The sequence below is a fragment of the Bdellovibrio sp. NC01 genome, assembly GCF_006874625.1.
Lineage (GTDB): Bacteria > Bdellovibrionota > Bdellovibrionia > Bdellovibrionales > Bdellovibrionaceae > Bdellovibrio.
In genome coordinates this window covers 3,758,341-3,778,868 of record NZ_CP030034.1, presented here as the reverse complement: position 1 = coordinate 3,778,868, position 20,528 = coordinate 3,758,341, and the positions used below count along the sequence as shown (strand labels likewise).

General features: G+C 45.9%; 15 protein-coding genes and 1 other RNA gene. 5 read left to right on the top strand and 11 right to left on the bottom strand.

The window, feature by feature from the left end; all coding sequences use genetic code 11:
• Positions 1–80: 80 nt before the first annotated feature.
• Complete coding sequence (locus tag DOE51_RS18135) at positions 81–3,938, bottom strand: hypothetical protein (protein WP_142697932.1); 3,858 nt, start codon at positions 3,936–3,938, stop codon at positions 81–83.
• Positions 3,939–4,227: 289 nt separating this feature from the next.
• Between DOE51_RS18135 and DOE51_RS18130 the strand changes: the two genes are divergently transcribed.
• Together DOE51_RS18130 and DOE51_RS18125 are read left to right on the top strand one after the other, a co-directional pair.
• Entirely contained in the window at positions 4,228–4,971 is a 744-nt protein-coding gene (locus DOE51_RS18130) for a L,D-transpeptidase (protein ID WP_142697931.1), read from the top strand.
• A gap of 93 nt (positions 4,972–5,064) precedes the next feature.
• Complete coding sequence (locus tag DOE51_RS18125) at positions 5,065–5,700, top strand: hypothetical protein (protein ID WP_142697930.1); 636 nt, start codon at positions 5,065–5,067, stop codon at positions 5,698–5,700.
• Between the two features lie 3 nt (positions 5,701–5,703).
• Here DOE51_RS18125 and DOE51_RS18120 read toward each other — a convergent pair whose 3' ends face one another.
• The 8 genes from DOE51_RS18120 to ffs form a co-directional block, all read right to left on the bottom strand.
• On the bottom strand, positions 5,704–6,096 hold the full coding sequence (locus DOE51_RS18120; protein WP_142697929.1) for a hypothetical protein: 393 nt from the start codon (positions 6,094–6,096) through the stop codon (positions 5,704–5,706).
• A gap of 69 nt (positions 6,097–6,165) precedes the next feature.
• The gene (locus DOE51_RS18115) at positions 6,166–6,699 is read right to left on the bottom strand and encodes a 4'-phosphopantetheinyl transferase superfamily protein (protein WP_142697928.1); all 534 of its coding nucleotides are present in this window, start codon (positions 6,697–6,699) and stop codon (positions 6,166–6,168) included.
• An 18-nt stretch (positions 6,700–6,717) separates the two neighbouring features.
• Positions 6,718–7,683, bottom strand: a complete 966-nt coding sequence (gene nadA, locus DOE51_RS18110) for a quinolinate synthase NadA (protein WP_142697927.1) — start codon at positions 7,681–7,683, stop codon at positions 6,718–6,720.
• Positions 7,684–7,831: 148 nt separating this feature from the next.
• Entirely contained in the window at positions 7,832–8,425 is a 594-nt protein-coding gene (locus DOE51_RS18105) for an ATP/GTP-binding protein (protein ID WP_011166041.1), read from the bottom strand.
• A complete protein-coding gene (gene recR, locus DOE51_RS18100) occupies positions 8,425–9,039 on the bottom strand; it encodes a recombination mediator RecR (RefSeq protein WP_142697926.1) in 615 nt (204 codons plus the stop codon). The genes DOE51_RS18105 and recR overlap by 1 nt, the downstream gene beginning before the upstream one ends.
• Before the next feature lie 4 nt (positions 9,040–9,043).
• Positions 9,044–9,367 (bottom strand): YbaB/EbfC family nucleoid-associated protein, encoded by a 324-nt coding sequence (locus tag DOE51_RS18095; RefSeq protein ID WP_142697925.1) that lies wholly within the window; start codon positions 9,365–9,367, stop codon positions 9,044–9,046.
• A gap of 9 nt (positions 9,368–9,376) precedes the next feature.
• On the bottom strand, positions 9,377–11,158 hold the full coding sequence (dnaX, locus tag DOE51_RS18090; RefSeq protein ID WP_142697924.1) for a DNA polymerase III subunit gamma/tau: 1,782 nt from the start codon (positions 11,156–11,158) through the stop codon (positions 9,377–9,379).
• A gap of 24 nt (positions 11,159–11,182) precedes the next feature.
• An RNA gene (ffs, locus tag DOE51_RS18085) (signal recognition particle sRNA small type) lies at positions 11,183–11,281 on the bottom strand.
• Between the two features lie 194 nt (positions 11,282–11,475).
• On the opposite strand from ffs, the gene DOE51_RS18080 reads away from it, so the two are divergent.
• Together DOE51_RS18080 and DOE51_RS18075 are read left to right on the top strand one after the other, a co-directional pair.
• Complete coding sequence (locus DOE51_RS18080) at positions 11,476–12,201, top strand: patatin-like phospholipase family protein (RefSeq protein ID WP_142697923.1); 726 nt, start codon at positions 11,476–11,478, stop codon at positions 12,199–12,201.
• 138 nt (positions 12,202–12,339) lie between these two features.
• Positions 12,340–13,236 carry a hypothetical protein gene (locus DOE51_RS18075; protein ID WP_142697922.1) on the top strand — a complete coding sequence of 299 codons (897 nt, stop codon included), beginning with the start codon at positions 12,340–12,342 and terminating at the stop codon, positions 13,234–13,236.
• Here the strand turns inward: DOE51_RS18075 and DOE51_RS18070 are convergent, their stop codons facing one another.
• Positions 13,237–17,865 (bottom strand): tail fiber domain-containing protein, encoded by a 4,629-nt coding sequence (locus DOE51_RS18070; RefSeq protein WP_168196496.1) that lies wholly within the window; start codon positions 17,863–17,865, stop codon positions 13,237–13,239. It abuts the gene before it with no gap.
• A gap of 182 nt (positions 17,866–18,047) precedes the next feature.
• On the opposite strand from DOE51_RS18070, the gene DOE51_RS18065 reads away from it, so the two are divergent.
• Complete coding sequence (locus DOE51_RS18065) at positions 18,048–19,127, top strand: hypothetical protein (RefSeq protein ID WP_168196495.1); 1,080 nt, start codon at positions 18,048–18,050, stop codon at positions 19,125–19,127.
• Between the two features lie 59 nt (positions 19,128–19,186).
• On the opposite strand, the gene DOE51_RS18060 is transcribed toward DOE51_RS18065, so the two are convergent.
• On the bottom strand, positions 19,187–20,416 hold the full coding sequence (locus tag DOE51_RS18060) for an isocitrate dehydrogenase (NADP(+)) (protein WP_142697919.1): 1,230 nt from the start codon (positions 20,414–20,416) through the stop codon (positions 19,187–19,189).
• Positions 20,417–20,528 lie beyond the last annotated feature (112 nt).

Here is a 20,528-nt window from a genome sequence, read left to right as displayed (position 1 = left end):
TGCAAATTATGAATAGAAGGAAAAGCTCTGCAAACAAACAGAGCCCGTAAGAAAGTCGAAATCTGCGAATTGCCAAACTCCTAATGGAAGCAGCAGCGGAAGCTATTGTTGTTCGTCGTCGTGTCGACGCCAACACCTGAGCAAGATCCGTTACCCACCAAAAGAGCCGAGTTGTAAGCCGCCATATCGTAAGCCGACGAGTCTTGCACCCATTGTAGCACTGTCGAGAATCCTGAAATTCCTCCATTGTTACAAGCTACAATCCAGTCGCCTGTTGAACACATTCGCGCGTAACCGCGGCCGCCCGTATTTTTTCCAGCGCAAGTTGTCCAAGCGCTCCAGTATGTTGTTGCAGTCTCTGGCGCTGAAGACACGCAGAAACTATTTGCGCCACCGATAGGACCAACCAGTGTGAAGCCAGATGGGCAACTTGAAATACCGCTGCTACCGATCGGAGTCCATACTCCCGAGTTTGAACAATACACGGGTGCATGTGTCGTCGGATCGTAAGCAAAAGTTCCTTCGCCATTTCCTGCACACGATGCACCTGTCGTCACAGAACCAGGACGAATACCACCATTCACATCTAATTTTGTAGCCGGTGAACCCGTGCCGATACCAACGTTACCCGCAGCCGTTAAGCGCATTGTTTCTGTCGCATCACTGCCGCCGTTATTAGTTAATAAGCGCAAATCCGCTGTCATTTGATTTGTACCAGGAGCAGCCATAGCCACAGCTTGGATCAAAGCACCACGAGTGTAAGCAGAGCCATCATAGCCCTTGAAACTGATATTACCTAAAGCATCGCCATTTTGAATGGCGGCAGGAGTGCCGACAGTACCACGATCTTTATTAAGATAAATATCAGGAGCCGCCGCACTTGCCACAGATCTTGTTTGCGAGAACGTTGCTACAGATCCTTGAAAGTCTAACGGCGCAGTCGGATTCGTTGTGCCGATACCGACGTAACCGTTGCCATCAATACGCATACGTTCAGTCAACGCAGTACCATTACTTGTAAAGAGTTGCAGAGTCTTCGTTGTCGTCGAACCGACAGCAACTCCAGAGACCGCAGATGAAGAAGTGCCCGGAATTGGATTCAGCACCAGTGCCGGGCTTGAAGCACTGATCGCATCACGACCAATATTCCAATGTGGATTCGAATATCCCGCATAAACTTCAGAGATCGCAGCAGAACCACCAGTACCTGACAACTGCACACGCGTTGAAGTCGATCTTCCGGCAATGATATTTCCATTCACCTCAAGAGGCACACCCGGTGTTGATGTACCGATACCAACGTTGCCACCAGAAGGATTGATCAGCACATAACCGTTGCCGGCGTTACTTGTGCCTTTCAGTGTTAACGTTTCACTCGCAGCTGTTCCTCCGGCAAGAGTTTGTCCACTCGAACGTCCTGCAAGAAGAGCGTATTGTGTAAACACGTCACCAGACGCTGCCGTGAACGACGGCACACCAGAACCGTTTGTCGTAAGAATCGCATTGTTCGCAGTTGTAAGACCACCGACAACATTGTTCGCCGAAGAATAAAGCAATTGATTTGCTGTTGTACTATTTGGATAAGCAGCCGTCGTCCATGCGGGACCTGTGACGGTCCAATTCAACATTGAACCGGAAGTGGAACCTGCAACGGATTTTAAATTTCCTGATCCATCAGTAGCCATCGCACTGAAATTAGAAAACGCTGTTGTGTTCGTTGCCAAAGGACCCAATTGAGTCCACGTCATTGCGTTGGAACCACCACCACCAGAAGTCAAAACGTAACCCGAAGTTCCTGCGGTCGCAGGCAAGTTGAAATTATATGCTGATGTTGCGGAATTATTTTTCACCGAAACCAAAGCGCCGCTAGCATTGCCGTTCGCAATATCAACGGAACCACTTGTTGCGCCTGCAGAACCAGCTGCAAATGTATTTGCAGTCACTGAAGTAAGACCACTCAAGGTTGTCGAACTTGCACCTAGATTAATTGCCGTCGTTCCGATCGTGATACTGCTGTTTGCTAAAGCTGCATTCGGAAGTTGTTGGTAAGTGATGGTGTTGGCGCCAGTCACAACAGGAACTGTGTTTGTTGCGGGACTAGTGCCGTAAGCAACGCCATTCACTTTCGTAACGGTCGCTGCGACAGAACCAGGACCATTTGCAGTCACGTCGCCAGTTAAATTCGTGATGGCATTAACTGCCGTGGGAATCGTTGCCCACGAAAGATTTCCTGAAGTATCAGAAACAAGAGCTTGTCCTGCAGAGCCAGCAACAGAAGTCGGCAAGCGTAAAGAATAACTCGTGCCGATCGCGCCTGTAGGACCCGCTAAAGTCACAGTGTTCGTGCCAGAACCTGCTGTGAAAATATCGCCTTTATTCGCAGCGAACGTCAGATCACCACTTACGGTATCGCCAGCTTTATTGACTGGAGTATACCCAAGTGTGCCAGTCACATCCGCAGCCCCGGCCGCCGAAAACGCTGTGCCGTTGCCTTTCACTAAGCCCGATACTGTCGTTGAAAGAGTCAACGCTGGTGTCGTGCCAGCATTGGAAACGGAACCCGCAAGACCATTTGCTGAAACAACTGAAACAGAAGTCACAGTGCCGCTGTTGCCTGCAGGTAAAGTGGCTGGTGCCCACTGTGTACCATTAAATTGCAAAACTTGGTTCGTACTTGGCGCTGTTGTGGCGACCGCTTTACCTTGTAAAGCTCCGACAACTGTTGCGCCTTGGGTGCCAGTGACGTCACCTGATAAACTGCCAGTGAAACCGCTGACTAAAATATTCTGACACGCAAAATTTCCTGAAACAGAATTCCAGTACATTGTTTGCGCCGAAGAGCACGATGCACTTGCCACGTATGAATTGAATGTCGCTTGCGGTAAATAACCAGAAAGCGTTGAAGACAATCCAGACACATCACTTTGAGCGATGCTAGAATTGACCCAGCTTGTGCCGTTGTATTTCAAAAAATTTCCGTTTGTCAGTGAAGTGATCGCAAGTGGCGTACCATTCAGCCCATTCACAGTCGGAGCTGGATAGTTGCCACCAAGATCTCCCGTTGCACTGCCGGCAGGAGCAACACCAGAAATTGTGGTGCTGCTAGCAGCAGTGACGCGACCATAGTTATCAACCGAAAGAACCGGAACTTGAGTCGCCGAACCATAAGTGCCAGCAGTCACACCCGATGTACCAAGTGAAATCGTTCCTGTTGTTGTGATCGTGCCACCAGATAAACCTGTGCCGGCCGTGATGCTCGTAACAGTGCCGCCGCTTGCGCCAGACACTCCAGCGCACGTCATTTGCGAACCATCCCAAGTTAAGAATTGGCCAGCAGCACATGAAGTGGCGCCATTCACTTGCGTTTTCAAAACAAAATCTGTTGCAGGATGTGAACCTAGTTTTTGTGCAGAGTTCGCATAACTCGCAAAAGGCACACTGCGAATTTCATTATCAGGAGTAATCGTCTTCCAACCTGTGCCGTCATAAAAACTTACTCGCAAAAGACGTCCGTCATTTGCAAGGGGGGTATACGGCGAACCGTTCGCTGAACATGTATAACTGTTGCCACTGCTTGTGCAAGAACCGCAAGTGTAAGAGATGCTGTTGTTGAAAACGTCAGTGATTGTCGTAGCACCAGCGCCCGTGATGTATTGAACAGATCCGTTACCAATCGCAAGATCAAACACACCATTAGAATTGGTCATGTCTATGCCATTGTCCTGTTCTTGGTAAATCACGCACTGACCGGAAGGGTCCATGACCTTAATAAGAAAGCTTACGTTATTGTGCTGCAGGGGGGTGCCATCAGATTTAAGGATGCGCCCTTGATAGGTCAAAGAATTCGTCGAAGCCGTCGAAGTCGCAGCCAGAGCCGACCAGCCGACAAGGCTTGCCACAAAAATAACAATTGGTAGTTTTAGCTTTTGAGCTCTCACTTCGTCTCCTTACAGCCATTCCGAAACGGATTAAAATGGGGGCGAAAGCATTCTGGTTAACTCTTCGGAATCCCGTGATTTTTAGGAGAGAAAAGTGAGCAACATTGCAAATTTATTGCTCTAAAAACAGGTTCATCGGCAAGAGCACCTCGTTATTCCCAGACTGAACAAAAAAACGACACTTCGATAATGCTTACATCATTTTCTTATTCTAGGGCGGCAGCCCCGTATTTTTGCTAAAACTACGTCGATTGTTTAATACACGAATATGTTTATGAAGGAGAAACTAATGAAACTACTTATTGCGGTCCTTGCCGTGACTGCCGCTTTCTCTGCGCCTCACACTGCAAAAGCAGAGACTCAAGCAGAGCTTGAAGCACGCTTGATGGTTGAAAAACCTTTTGAAGCTCCAGCTGGACACATCTTTGATGAAGAAGCTTACCTTCGTGGTGAGCTTGCGATTAACCAATTCACAAACGTAGTTGTTGTTAATAAAGCAGCTCGTGGTCCGATGGCGCAAACAGCTCGTTTGTACATCAACCGTCAATTGGTTTTGACGACGAAAGTATCTACGGGTCGTGAAGACGTTGAATACATCAGCACTTTCAAAGGTATCTTCCGTAAAGTGTTCAACCAAAAAGGCACGACGGAATCTCATTGGAGACACACTCTTCGTGGTTTCTATGGCGTGACTCGCGTTATGGATGAAAACTACAAATCTGGCGAAAGCAAAGTGCAAATGCCTTACGCGATCTTCTTTAATGACGTTCACGGTTTGGCTCTTCACCAAGTACCACCAGATTTAATTGGTGGCGAGGCTGCTGGTATCGCGGCTTTGGGTTCACGCGCTTCTTCTGGTTGCGTTCGTGTTAACCAAGATCAAATCATCCAAATCCACAACGCGGTTTTGGCTGCCGATCAAGGTCAAGTACCTGTAATTGACTCTAGAACGGGTCAACAAACTGTAGACCAATACGGTCGTCCTCAATACAAAAACGGTTGGAAAACAATCGTGATCGTAGAGGAATACTAGTCCTTCGCGTCTTGACCCCGCTCTAAAACGGGCATAGGAAAAAGGCTAAGCTTCAAAGGCTTAGCCTTTTTTATTTTGGCCCCGAGGTACCAGATGACATTGAATGAGTTAGTAAAAGTTCCTGAAGAGCAACGCGATCACCAGTGGGAAATCGATTTCTTTATGGCGATTTCTAAGGGCAACTTGAAACTTATCAATGAAGCTCCTCAACAAGGCCCGGATGGTTGGCCTTATCTTTTGACTGAAACTTCTGAAGAGGCGACAGAGCCTGCGCAAAAAATCATGGCGTGGCTTGCAACAAAAGGCGTGGGCCTGGTTGTAAATCCGATGAAGGAATATCCAGACTACGTTTTCACTTACGGTATGATTTGGAATTTCCGCGAAACAGGTTTGTTCTATCAAAATGCTGATGCTGCCCCAGTGGGTGCCTTGCAAATCAACGAAGGTCAGAAATTGCACGCCGGTCCACCGTCGCCGCAATATCTACCTCAGTACGTTCGTAACATTGTAAAAGAATTTTTCCGTGATCAGAGTGTCTTGCGTCCACGCATCCTTGTGATGAGCCAAGATCGCAAGCATTATGATTTAGCCGTGTCGTTGGAGTCTATCGGCAATCCCCCTCAGAAAGAACATCAGGGGATTGCAGAAGCGATTAGCTGGTTCCTTCCTCCGCACTATTCAATCGTGCTTGTTTCAGAAAAAGGATTGCCAGAATTCGTAGATCTTTAATTTCTAATCCAGTTCGCCTGGAGTCGGAAGAAGATCCATCAGACATTCACGCCAGTATTGAGGGGCTTCATCGCTATAATCAACAGCGACATAGAAGCCTTTCTTACCTAGAAGCTGCGTGCGAGTGATCACACCAGAAACTTCCAAGTTCATCTCTTCTAAGTGCATGAACACGCGATCACCAATCAGACAATCCAAGTTCAAATTTTTTCGAAGAGCTGAAGGAATCAAATCTTCACGTGTGATCAAAAGAAGCAAACCTGTTGAAGAAGCTTCTACGATCTCACAGTCTTTTGCGATCTTCGCAAAATCGTCCAATGAAGTTAGATAAGATACATGAATGGGAGAGACTTCTTTCCTTGGAGCCACTCGCTTGTTGGTATTTGTACTTCCCATTTTTCACCTGCCTTAAGTTCCGCTCGTAACAACGTGCTTAATAAACTGATCGGCAGGACTCGACCAAAGTTAAGAGCAAAAAACAAAAAAGCTGAGTGTGTGATGCGGAAGATGAGTGACGACACCAACGCCACTAGAGGGAGATCCGAAGATAGAAGCATTCATGAGTCGGAATGTCTCAAATTGAGAAGCAATATTTTGCCATTCCCCTATAGAAATCTTTGAAACCACCGACGGCTGTTCATAGCTTTTAAGCGCTTTAAACGTGGCTTCTTTCGCCGACCACAGGCTGGCGGCATTTGGAGCCTGGCTGAGTTCTTCGGGGCTAGAAACGCGGGCTATGATCGCCGGTAAAACTCGGGCTGTTAATTCTGCATCAACGCCAATCGGGGATGAACAGGCGGCGATAACTCCTAAACCATTCGTGTGCGATACGGATGTATGTAGCGCAGGATCGGCAGACTTTAAGGCATTCAATTTTTCGTGAATTAAAGTGCGGTGTTCAGGATTGTGACTACCCCAGTTTGTTTCTGCATAAATTTGCAAAGACGGGGAGTTCAGGATTTTACGAAAGGACTCTAACATGTCTTCTGTAATATGCATGTCAGAGCCCTTTAAAAGTTAAACAGTAAATTCAGTCGGCCATTGCACAGGCTTACCGCTTGTGATGTCCATCATGCGATTCAAAGATGTTTGCGCTTTTACACGCAAAGTTTCATCCAATGAAATCGCTGGATTCAAAGTCTCTAAAGCGTGTTTGATTTTTTCCATGTTGTTCATCTTCATGTAGGGGCAGTTGTTGCATGAACAACCTGCATCCAAAACCGGAGCTTGAATCAACTCTACATCCGGACGAAGTTTTTGCATTTGATGGAAAATACCCGTTTCCGTCGCAACGATGAATTTCTTCGCGGGATTTTTTTGCACTTCTTCAAGTAAGCGTGAAGTTGAACCAATCACGCTTGCGTATTGCAGAACGGATTCATCACATTCTGGATGCGCGATAACGACAGCATCGGGATGTTGTTGAATCAATTCATACAAGCGTTTGGCGTTGAATAGCACGTGCACTTCACAGGCACCTTGCCACAATTCAAACGGACGATTTAATTTTTTAGACAACCAACGACCCAAGTGTTGATCCGGTCCAAAAAGAATCTTGCGATCTTTTGGAATCGATTCAATGATCTGTTGGGCGTTTGAAGAAGTGATAATCACGTCAGAGATCGATTTCACTTCCGTACTTGAGTTGATGTAAGTCACAGCGATGCCGTCGGGATGTTGGCGTCTCCACGCAAGATACTTTTCGTAAGGCGCGCCCTTAACTAGTGAACAGCTTGCTTCCATATCTGGAACCAAAACCGTTTTATTTGGATTCATGATCTTCACGGATTCAGCCATGAACACAACACCGGCAAGCAAGATCACTTGCTCTTTTACTTCCTGACCTTTCTTCGCAAGAAAGAAACTGTCACCTACGTGATCAGCAACATCTTGGATGTCGCCATCTTCATAGTAGTGCGCAAGAACGACGGCGTTCTTTTCTTTTTTCAGGCGTTGAATATCGGCAGCAATATCGTAACTCATTTTCGAACCTCTAAAGACCTGCAGCGGTCTTTACATTTAAACTTAAGCATAACCTTAAATTTCGCGAACACCTATAGCATAACCATCCATAGGTCGTAACCTAATTTTCAGAGGGAAAATGAGAGATATTTCAGGCTAGGAAGGACTCCTAAAGAGTCGTTCCGCCTTTTAGAACGTTGATGATTGATTTAGAAACCGTCTTCAATGACTCGAAAACGCCACGGCCTTCAGAAGCGCAGCCTTCAATTTCAGGAGCATTGTAAGGGTTTAGGGCGCTACGAAGCTCTGCCAATGAAGCGACATTTGGCAAATCGCGCTTATTGTACTGCATAATCAAAGGAATTTCGCGAATGTCGTAACCTTGTTGTTCAAGGTTGCGTTCCAAATTGCGAAGAGATTCCAAGTTTTCGTCCATACGTTCGATTTGTGAGTCCGCTACGAAAATAACGCCATCAAGACCCTTCAAGATCAACTTACGAGAAGCATCGTAAACAACCTGACCTGGAACCGTATAAAGATGGAAGCGAGTTTTGAAACCGCGGATATCACCCACGTTCAATGGCAAGAAGTCAAAGAACAGAGTGCGCTCAATGTCTGTGTTCAACGCCACAAGCTTGGATTTTTGATCCTCAGCCGTTTTTTGATAAACCCACTGAATGTTCGTCGTTTTACCACCCAATGACGGGCCGTAATACACGACTTTGCAGTGAATTTCTTTAGCGTTGTAGTTAATAAAGGACATTACAGCTCCACTCTATTTTGCAGGGCACGACCCATAGTTCTATCATCTATGAAATCGATGTCGCTGCCAATAGGAACTCCATGAGCAATGCGAGATAATTTCAAGCCTTTGCCCTGAAGATGCTTAGCTAGGTACAAAATTGTCGTATCGCCCTCAAGATCGGCATCCAAAGCTAAGATAATTTCTTTAATCGCAGGACCGTTACCTTCAAGGCCATCGTTCACGCGAGTAAGCAACTCTTGGATTTTCAAATCTTGGGGACCAATGCCTTCCAATGGAGAGATCGCACCATGCAACACATGATAACGGCCACGGAACGCACCAGATGATTCGATACGGATGATGTCAGCGGGTTCTTCAACCACACACAAACTGTCATCCGCACGAGAAGGATCTTCGCAATAGCGGCAAAGATCTTGATCGGTAAAGTTGAAGCAACGAGGACACTCGTGAACTTCGGCGCGCACTCGCATCAAAGCTTCGCTCAGTTTCGCAGGAAACTCAGCTTCAGATTTAAGAATGAAATAAGCCAAACGCTGCGCCGTCTTCGGCCCGATACCAGGCAGACGACTCAATTCGTGGACTAATTTCTCGAGAGCGCTAATGTGTAACATCGGATTAGAACAATCCTGGGATGTTCATGCCGCCAGTGATTTTTTCCATCTCTTTTGCAGATGTATCACGAGCTGTTTTAACTGCTTCGTTCGTTGCAGAAAGGATCATGTCTTGAAGCATCTCAACGTCGCCAGCTTTCAAAACTTCTGGGTCAATTGTCAAAGAAAGCATCATATGGTCGCCGTTAACTTTTACTTTAACTGCGCCGCCACCTGTAGAGGCTTCGTATTCTTTCGCAGCAAGCTCTTCTTGCGCTTTTTTCATGCGCATTTGCATTTGGTTTGCTTGCTTCATCAATTGGGCCATTCCGCCTGGCATACCCTTCATAAAATACTCCTAATGCTTAACAGTTTTATTATCTTTAGTTTCAACTATGGATTTGATCTGGCCTTTGAAAACTTCTTGAGCCGTCTTCACCATAGGATTCTCGGTGATCTTCGTACGGATTTCATCTTCAGCCATTTGCACTTTCTTTTGTTGCAATGCCTGCGCAGATTCGCCCGTGTGATCGCCCTTCATTAATACTTCAAAAGAATACCCAGCACCCCAGTACGAATCAATAAATCCTTGCAGCTTTTTACGCACCTGAGTGTCAGCCATTTGTTCTTTCAGAAATACCAATTTCGGTGGCACTCCCAGGCTGACTAATTTGCCTTCCTCTTTCACGAATAGAAGGTTTTCGATCTTGGCTGCAAACAACGCGTCGTCTTGTCGTAACAATTCGACAAAGTGGACCCATTTTTCTGAAGGCGTGTTGCCAGTCGCCACTTTCGGAGCTTCTGGTGCCGGAGCCGGTTTCGCAGCTTCAACTTTCGGTGCTTCGTGTTTCACTGCAGGCTTTTGCTCCATGGCTTTTTTCATGGCATCAAGTCCCGCAGGAACTTCAGGAACATTTTGCGATTCTTTTAAACGCTGGTGACCTTTAACAGGGGGAGCTACCGGCGGAACGTAAGGCCGGGCACCACCTGCGCTGTGAGGGCTCGACGAAACACTTCCACCTTGCAACAGACTTTTCAGATCAGTCAGTTTCGGAGCCGAAGCCATACGCAGCAGTACAACTTCAAGAACAATTCGAGGATCTTGCGCACGTGGAATATCCGCGCCACCTTTTAGCGCCATGTCGAAGAGCATGTGAATGTCTTCTTCAGAAGCTTGGGCTGCCATATCGTTCAAAGCTTGCAACTCTGAATCCGGCATTTCTAAAATTGATGTCGCTTGTTTTTCAGAAACTTTCACCAGCAACAAGTTGCGGATCATTTCCAGCAAATCTTGCGAGAATAAGTGCGGCTCAAAGCCCGCATGAGAAATTCTTTCGATCACACGCAAAACCGCTTGAGAATCACGAGCCACCAACGCGCTCATTGTATCAAACAACAAAGCACGATCTGTCAGACCCAGAATTTCAACAACGTTTTCACGAGTCAGCGGACCATTCGCAAAAGTGATCACTTGATCAAGCAAACTTTGCGAGTCACGCATTGAACCGTCACCTTGACGAGCTACAACCCACAACGCGTCTTCATCAGCTTGCACGCCATCTTGATCGCAGATCAATTTCAAGCGTTCCGTGATTTGACGGGTAGAGATGCGGCGGAAATCGAAACGTTGGCAACGAGACAAAATCGTTTGCGGGATTTTATGAACCTCTGTTGTCGCCATGATGAACACAACATGCGCCGGTGGTTCTTCCAAAGTTTTTAACAACGCATTGAAGGCACTTGTAGATAACATGTGCACTTCGTCGATGATGTAGACTTTGTATTTTCCACTTGTCGGCATGAACGCGACAGTTTCACGAAGCTCACGAATAGAGTCGACACCGTTGTTCGATGCACCGTCGATCTCGATCACGTCAACGCTAGAACCCGACGCGATTTCGCGGCACGAGTCACAGACGTTACACGGAACGAAGTTCACTGCATTTGGACAACGAAGGGCTTTTGCCAAGATACGCGCAGAAGAAGTTTTGCCGGTACCACGAGGTCCCGTGAATAAAAGCGCATGAGGCAAACGACCGTTTTTAAGAGCATTCGTCAGAGTTTGGGTAATATGATTCTGTCCGACAACGTCAGTGAAAGATTGTGGACGCCATTTGCGCGCAATCACCTGATAGGACACGATTTACCCCTCGAGAAAAAACAAAGTGGCCGAGCACCCCATATCACATAGTCCCTCGAGTGCCGTTGCTTCCTTCCGGACCTAGCGGGTTTCGTCAAGAGTGCTATTGTATGGGACCCGGCCACTCAGGGGTGTACCCCATCACCCCCCTCAATTCATGCAATAACTCACCGCAAAAACAGAGAAAAGGTGCCTGCCACTTTTTCCGCGAAAGTGCCTGGCACTTTTTTAGGCCCATGGTGCGTCATTTGTAGGATTTTCGAGGAGTTAGCTTACATGAGGTCCATTATGTTAGAGTTAGTTCGCGGAGGCCGAAAATGACCTTGATCGAAAAGCTAAATCAGAAAGATTTTGTCCTGTCGTTAAGCTCAGGATACTTCGGATTTTTCGCTCATTGTGGTTTTGTGAAAGCCGTTTTTGACGAAGGCTTAAAACCAAAAATGCTGACGGGTTCAAGTGCTGGTGCGATCGTCGCTGCGTGTTTGGCTTCGGGCATGACTCCACAAGAAATGGAAAAAGAGTTTCTGCAACTCAACCGCACGAATTATTTCGATCCTTCCGTAGGACTTGGAGTTTTGAAAGGCGAGGCGTTCGAAAGTACGTTGAAAAAATATGTGCACGACGATTTTAAAAACCTCAAATTCCCTCTGAGAATTGCGACTTACAACATTTTGAAAAGAAAAACAGAAATCTTCAGCGAGGGTCCGTTGTCGACGGTGGTGCGCGCTTCATGTTCGATGCCGATTTATTTTCATCCTGTGAAAATTGGCAAACATCATTATTGGGATGGTGGCATCAAAGACAAAATGGGATGGACGGGGATTGCGAAAGACGAAACTGTTTTAGGGCACTGGTTGCCTTCGGGAAAATTCAGCGACTGGTTTGAACAAACGGTCAGTTCCGTGAATAAGCGTGATGGTCACATCTTAAAAATTCAAAACTTACCGCCCACAGGTCCGGGCAATTTTCATAATGGCCCGCAAGCGATCGCCCGCGCTTACGAGGAAACTAAAAAGTTCCTGCATCAGCCTTTGCGCAGTTAATCCCTCGAGTAGATTGCCTATTTTTTAATCAGCCCTAAAAAGACTTCCATTACGCAAGTTTGTTTGGAAAATACCGTTCTATATCAATAGATTAGCTTTCGCGTATTAAATCGATAGTTTTATTTCAAAGGACCATTTATGAAAAGCCTGGCGCTCGTTCTGTTTGGGTTCGTTTTGACGGGTTCACTTGCCCAAGCATCGGTTTGCAAAGACCTAAAACCTTCCACTTCTGACGTCATTTTTTTGGATTATGACGACTGTGAATTTGCGGAAGATCTGTCGCACGTTTTCAACGAAATCAAAGAAACCTTCGGTGGCCCCAACGTCACACTCGTGATCGGAACTGAATCCGATAATGCGGCTTTTGATTTGGGTCACATGATTGAACTTCCGTATCGCATGATTTTTTACGGTCGTTATGGTCAAGAATATCCGGTCCCACGCGCGAATGTTGTAACCGCTGCCGCACATGAATACGGTCATTCGATTTTTCACGAAAGAGTAAAAAAAGAATTTCCACAATTCACAGAACTCGCAAAAGATTTAGCAAATCTTTCGAACGTGAAAGAGGCGTACTATCGCAAGCAAGTTCCGTACAGCAAAGTCGATGAAGCAAATAAAGAAATTGCCAAAGTCACAAACTACGCTGATTTCGTAAACTATCTTTCTGCGTACTCAGAATTTTTTGCCGATGTAATAGCTGTTTATCAGTACGATAGCAAAAGTGCGATGGTGCAGGCACTTTATTACGACGCCATGTCGAAAGAAGAATTCAACTACATCAGCCTTCGCGATTTCGATCATGAACCAAGCATGCGTTACGAAAATCAGTTAAGTGAAGAACATGCAAAGCTTGCGTTCGTGCGTGCGTGGATTGGTAAAAACATGTGGCCTGAAAACCGCGACCAGGCGCGCGTTTACGCCGACAAGATTCTAAATGCGATTATGAAATTAGCAAAAGAAGATATCAAGGCAGGCGTTTCTCCAGAGTACCGCGAAATGAATGATCGTTTGATCGCGGAACTCCAGAAATAATTATTTTTTGCAGAACGGAGCAGACGGGTCTTTCTGACAAAGATAGGCCTTCATCATTTGGCTTTCTGCTTTCACTTCAGAATTTTCCAATTTGATTTTTGCGTTTTCTTCTTTCAGCGAAGCGATCTCGCGATGCACAGCTTGGCTGTCGCTAAACCATCGCGCGTACAAATCTTTCACTGCATTGATGATGACATAAGTAAACGCACCGTAATCAACAGTTTTGATTTCGGTTTTTTCTTTATCATCTGGGTTCAGTTTCACCATTTTGCGTTTTACAAGTGAAGGCGCTGTTTTTTCCAAATCCTGCGCGATCACACCCAATTGAACTTTTCCATCATTCGGCAATTCCGCAAGACCGTTGTAAGTGAAGTTCACAGGGTGAATTCCAAGAAGAGCATCAAGCCCAACATCAAATGTGCGCACATTTTCTTTAATGCGCTGATCGGAAGCACAGTTACCAATCTGACCACCATTATAGTAAACGCAACCGCTCGAAGTGATGTTCTGTGGGAAGACCCAGTTACCGTTCAACTGATATTGAGTACGATCAATCTCTGCCCCGGCGGCAGGGTCGAACCGAACAATTTCAAATTGACCTAACTTACCAGCATCAGGTGAAGTGCGAATCAAAAAGCGATTGTCAGAGCCCGTGACACCGTTTGCTTTCAAGAAAATTCCAGTGTCATAAGCTGAAGCTGCTGCTTTGACTTGGATATAGCTGCGTACGTCTAGCGTCGCTTGCGGAGCTGTCGTGCCGATACCAACGGCCCCTTGAGTTCCATTGGTAGCCATATTCAGAATAAGTGGACGAACGCCCCCGGCATCGCCAGCGACAATCCCAGCATAGCGGCTAGCCGCTGTTGCAGAAGGAGTACCCCATAGTTGAACATTGAGAGATCCCAGTGTGCCATCAGTGCCGACGCCAGCATTGAAAGCTAAGGCTGCAGTTCCGTTGGCAGCAGTTGAGTTTCGCACATCCAACGCAGAATTCGGAGATGTTGTACCGATACCCACGTTACCCGCAGAATCAATACGCATTCTTTCAGTCGCATCACCGGCGCCGTTGTTTGTGTGGAAAGCAAGAGAAGCTTTCAATGACCCAGCAGCCGGAGCCGCTGAAATTAAACTTTGAATCAAAGCACCACGAATATAAGCAGAGCCATCATAACCACGGAAGCTGATGTTACCTAAAGCATCACCACTTTGCGCGACAACAGGAGCACCCACAGCACCACGATCTTTTTGTAAATAAAGATCAGGCCCGCTTGGGGCATTTGTAGAGCGAAGCAAACTTGCTCCGCTGACAGAACCCTGAATGTCTAATGCATAAGAAGGCGTTGTCGTCCCAATACCCAAGTTACCTTTTAAGTAAGAAGGAGCAGGATCGTTCGCATAGAACGCCCACTTATTTGTACCCTGCATGGAAGCAACGTAAACACCATACGCATTCGTGATTGGTCCCGTACCAGAAACTGTTGTATTCGCAACGACACCATAAGCGTTTGTGACAGTTCCCGAACCGGCGTTACGGCCGCTACCTAAAACACCATAACTTGTATCAACGCTACCAGAGCTTGTGTTTGTCGTAACACCGACCAAACCATAAAGCATATTTACATTTGATGTTGAGGCATTAATCGCTGCAACCTCACCACCACGAATTCCGCTGGCAGTTACGTCCAAACCATCTTTCGAATAAGTATTCGTCAGATTCATGGCCCACGTTCCTGTCGTTGAACTCGAAGCAGGATTTGTCGAGTAGCCACCTGAAATTAAACTACCAGCATTCGTTGTTGTCGATCCAATGACTTGCAAGTTTGATGATGGATTTGTTGTCCCGATACCAACATAGCCAGAACTATTAATAAGCATCTTAGTTGAAAGAGAAGCCACCGCATCAGCAGCGACACTTGCCGAAGAGTTAGAAAAACTCAAACTGCCATTGCTGTTATCTTGATAAATGACGGCGCTGTAGCCCGCAGTTTTTTGTTTCCATGCTCCATCATTGTAAGCATTAATACGCAGACCTTGAGTGGAAGTGATGGCACCGGTAACATCCAAAGCTTCTTTCATGGTTGTGTTGCCGATGCCCACCATACCATTTGCGATTCGCATTGCTTCAACGTTATTGCTATAAAACGCCAAAGTACCACTGGCAGAGTTAGAGCCTGGATTGAAGATACCCGTGTCGCCATCGTTACCAAAAGCAATACCGTTCGTAGAACTATCAGCAGCATTCGGCGCACCCATAGCTGCACGGAATCCCGATGCCCACGTCATTCCGCCAACCGCAAGGTTGCCGCCGGCGTTGATGTTGCCACTAACGCCAACACCACCACTGACAACCAGTGCACCTGAAGATGTCGAAGCAGAAGCTTGACCACCAGTTAAAGTCAAAACACTTGGAGAAGTCACAACACCAGTGCCTGAAGCCTGCAACGTGACGTTTTGATTTGTACCACCGGCAGCGACAGTTACTGCACCAGAAGAATTCGTTGTGACATTAGAACCACCCGCAGAAGTCGTTAAACTTACCCAAGCGCCGTTTTGATAAACCTCTGCTAAATTTGTAGAGGTATTGTAGCGAAGCATACCATTCGCACCCGTTGGTTGTTGTGCTGTTGTACCAGCAGGTAAACGAACGGCATCAGTGCGTGAGCCAAGATCCAACGATACAGTCGGAGTCGTGCCGATACCTAATTTACCACCAAGGTAGTTGTTTGAAGTGCCTTGCTGATAAATACCCCAACGATTTGTCGCGGTACCACCAGTTGCATCTGCTGAAATATAAATATCGTAGAAATTCGTAACTGTTCCCGTACGAATATAAGGTTGAAGCTGCAAACCATACACGTTTGTGGTTACCGGTGTTGCGGCAGCGTCGACATTGTTATGACCGTACTGAATGTAGTGGGACATCAATGTGCCTAGCGTCCCGTTATCTCCAGTGCCGCGATTATTTCTAAATGCCGCCGACCATGTCGCAAGACTATTGCCTGACTCCGTAATTCCGTTGGCAATGACTGGCGCACTTGATGATTTTAAAGCTTGAACAAAGTTGTTTCCATTCACTGTTGTGGTGTGTTCATTCAGAACATTCAAAGTTCTCGTACTGTTCGCATCTGAACCCGTCGTTGCAAAACTTCCAGTAAATGTCGCAGGATTGTTATTAACAACCACGTCGAATGGATATTGAGGTGTCGCTGTACCGATACCAATCTCGCCCGTACTTAACACTGTCATGCGCGTGGTATTATTGGTAACAACATTCAGCGAATTCGCATCAGTTGTTCCCAATTTCGCAGTTCCACTAAACGCATTACCACCATTCACAAACACGTCAGTTAAGCCAGCTGCACCAGCAGTCGTAGGATTCGTACCACCAGTCACACGACCATATGCATCCGTCGTCACAGAACGATAAGTTCCTGCCGTACCAACAGTCGGTAAATCACCAGCAGAAATCGCACGGAATGTGGGATTGCCCGCAGAACCATTCGGAGAAGCCAATACTAAGTTTTGCGCTTGCGAACCAAATGCAGAACCAGTGATTGAAATATTCGAACATGTCCAAGTTCCGGTTGGGCTTGAGAATGTTAAAGTCTGATTCGCAGAACAGTTCGCTGGCATTTGCGAAGCTTTCACTAAGCCAGAAGCATCCGTTAGATCCGCAGTCGATAAAGAGGCATTAATCCAACTTGTGCCGTTGTATTTCAAAACATTCGCTAAAGCTAAAGAGGCAATTGAAATTGAAGTGCCATTGATTTTCGCAAGCGTCGGATTTGGATAACTTCCCGAAAGATCACCACCCGCCGTCGCACCGGTTTGCAATGCATTCACAAGGCGCGAGTCATTACCAGCAGCAACAGTGTTTGCAGCGGTACCAACATTCAAAGTCAGTTGGGGAGTCGAAGTTGGATTCGTAATCGTGATGTATGAGTTGCTTGAACTAACATTTGTAACCGTACCGCCCGAAGCACCAGACACGCCACCACAACTTAAAGCAGTTCCATCCCACACTAGGAACGTACCACTCGAACAAACCGGAATTCCTGTTTTTAAAAGAAAATCACTCGCAGAATTTGTTCCCAATTTTTGCGCTGACATCGAGTACGCAGCATAAGGAACGGAACGAATCACAGAATCAGGAGAAATCGTTTTCCAACCTGAACCATCGTAAAAAGAAACACGCAACTTACGTGTCGCTCCGACCGTAGCGGCATAAGTGCTGGAGCCCACAGAGCAAGAATATGTCGAGCCCGATGAAGCACACACACCGCAATCGAAAGTAGAAGAGTTATTGAAAGCATCAAGAACACTTGCAGTACCACTTAATGGAAATTGAATTGTGCCATTGCCAATTGGAACATCGAACACACCACCAGAATTCACCATGCTGTAACCAGTGACTTGTTCTTGATAAATTACGCAGCTACCAGCGGGATCAGTGATTTGAAATAAAAACGAAACGTTTGCGTACTCAAGGGGAGTACCATCTGTTTTTAAAATTCGACCTTGATAAGTAAGTTGAGCAGGGGACGCAAACGCCAAAACGCTTGTTAAAAACAAGATAAAGAAAATCAAGATTTGCTTATTGTAGGTACGTACACGAGTTTGAAAAAGCATACCTAACTTAACGGAATCTTGATGGTTTCTCTGAAGTCTAGCCAGTTGGAAAGTGCTCCAAAATGAAACACTGCTTTGGCACCTCGATTGCTTTTCTATTCCTAAGAACGTCCAGAACGCGAGAATGCACTTCCGTGCAAGATAATGACGTTTTGGGCGCACAGATGTGAGGAATATAAACAATGAAGACACAAAATTATTTATTGGCTGTAGCAGTGATAGTGGGCTTTGCTGCCTGTGCTCCTCGAAAAACAGATGTGCATCTGACAAATAACGTTCTAAAAAACGCGACATTAAAAGATCAGGACGTTCACACTTACATGTGCAAAAGTCCAGCGCAAGCCGTCTGTGTAGACGTGACGTCAGTGATGGGCGATAAAATTAAAAAAGAAGGATTAACTTCAGCGATCGCAGAGCTTCGTAAGAAGTATCCAACGCTGCCACAAAATTTTGATGGCACTGATTCAGCGCTTGATCAACTGTCAGCAGAGTTGAACAAAACTAAAGTTAAAAACGACTTACTACTTCTTGCCGACAAAGCGTATCGCACTATTTACGATTACGATAAAGACGTGATTGAAGCGACCGAGCTTGCACGCAAACTTTTGATTTCAGAAGTTGAGCAATCGAAGTTAAGTGATGAAAATAAGAAAACCTACATCGGCGCATTGAACACAACGGTTGTAATGCCGATCACTGAAGTATTTGAGAACGAATATCTTGGCAAAGAGACGGTTTCAGTTTTAGTAGCGTCAGCGTGCACAGGTTCTGGCCAGAAAGAGTTCACTTATTCAAACCTTCCTAACGGAGGCCCGAATGGCGTTATTTTCATGTGCCCAGGCACATTGTTGCGTGGTGCAGGCAAAGCGAAGGAAGAGCGTATTCAACGTTTGGTATTCTTGTTGGCGCACGAGCTGACTCACCAAATGCAATTCAAAGGTTTGGCATCAGACGACGCTTATGCTTGCCAACAAAACACATTGCCAAACAAGAGTGCTGAATATTTCAAAAGCCGCCAGCAAGAAGCGAATGCAGATATCTGGGCGACACGCGTGTTGATGCGCCAATTGAAATCAGTCACAGATGCAAAAGTGAAAATGCAGAAGGTTGTGCAGTCATTGAATTGGCTGTGCACGATTCAAGATTCTGATGATTCAGAAAAAGCGTATTACTTCACAAATAAAACACGCATCGAAAATGTCTTTAAATTGAAAGAGACTGAAGAACAAATCGCGTGCGGTGGCTCAGCTCCGCGCTGCTAATAAAAAAAGCCTCGAGTTTCCTCGAGGCTTTCCGTGAAAACCAAAATGATTTTTAAAAGTTACATTGAAAGAGCTTTTTTCAAGTTCTCATCAAGTTTGTTCAAGAACGGCTCTGTGTTCATGTATTTATCGGCAGGAACTTTGTCGCCGTAAATGCAAACAGCAAGGTCCTTAGTCATGAAGCCAGCTTCAACTGTTTCAACGCAAACTTTTTCCAAAGTTTGAGCGAATTTAACTAGTTCAGTGTTGCCATCCAAGTTACCACGGTGCTCAAGACCACGAGTCCACGCGAAGATAGACGCGATTGGATTTGTCGAAGTCGGTTTACCTTGTTGGTGCTGACGGTAGTGACGAGTCACTGTACCGTGAGCTGCTTCAGCTTCCATTGTTTTACCATCTGGAGTTACTAGAACTGAAGTCATTAGACCCAAAGAACCGAAACCTTGTGCAACTGTATCTGACTGAACGTCACCATCGTAGTTCTTACAAGCCCATACGAAGTTACCATTCCATTTCAAAGCAGAAGCAACCATGTCGTCGATCAAACGATGTTCGTAAGTGATGCCAGCTGCATCGAATTTCGCTTTGAATTCTTTTTGGTAGATTTCTTCGAAGATGTCTTTGAAGCGACCATCGTACTTTTTCAAGATTGTGTTCTTAGTTGAAAGGTACAAAGGCCATTTCTTTTGAAGAGCCATGTTGAAGCAAGAGTGAGCAAAGCCTTTGATTGACTCGTCAGTGTTGTACATAGTCAATGCAACACCGTCGCCTTTGAAGTTGAACACTTCATAAGTTTGAGTTTCGCCACCGTTTTCAGGTTGGAAAGTCACAGTCAATTTACCTTTACCTTTAGTCACGAAATCTGTTGCACGGTATTGGTCACCGAATGCGTGACGACCGATACAGATTGGTGCTGTCCAGTTAGGAACCAAGCGAGGAACGTTTTTGCAAATGATTGGTTCACGGAAAACTGTACCATCCAAGATGTTACGGATAGTGCCGTTTGGTGATTTCCACATTTGTTTCAAGTTGAACTCTTTAACGCGAGCTTCGTCTGGAGTGATCGTCGCGCATTTGATACCAACGTTGTACTTTTTGATTGCTTCAGCAGAATCAACAGTAACTTGGTCGTTTGTAGCGTCACGATGTTCCATGCCCAAGTCGAAATACTTAATATCGATTTCAAGGTATGGAAGGATCAATTTTTCTTTAATGAATTTCCAGATGATTCTTGTCATTTCATCGCCGTCAAGTTCAACGACGGGATTTGCAACTTTGATTTTTTTCATAGCCGTTCCTTTACGTTTTATATGCCTGGAAAATATAAGACGAAGGGTCCTTTGTGACAAAGGATTTCACGGCCTTTCTGACCTTAAGCCGCGGCTCAGAACACGTGCTTCA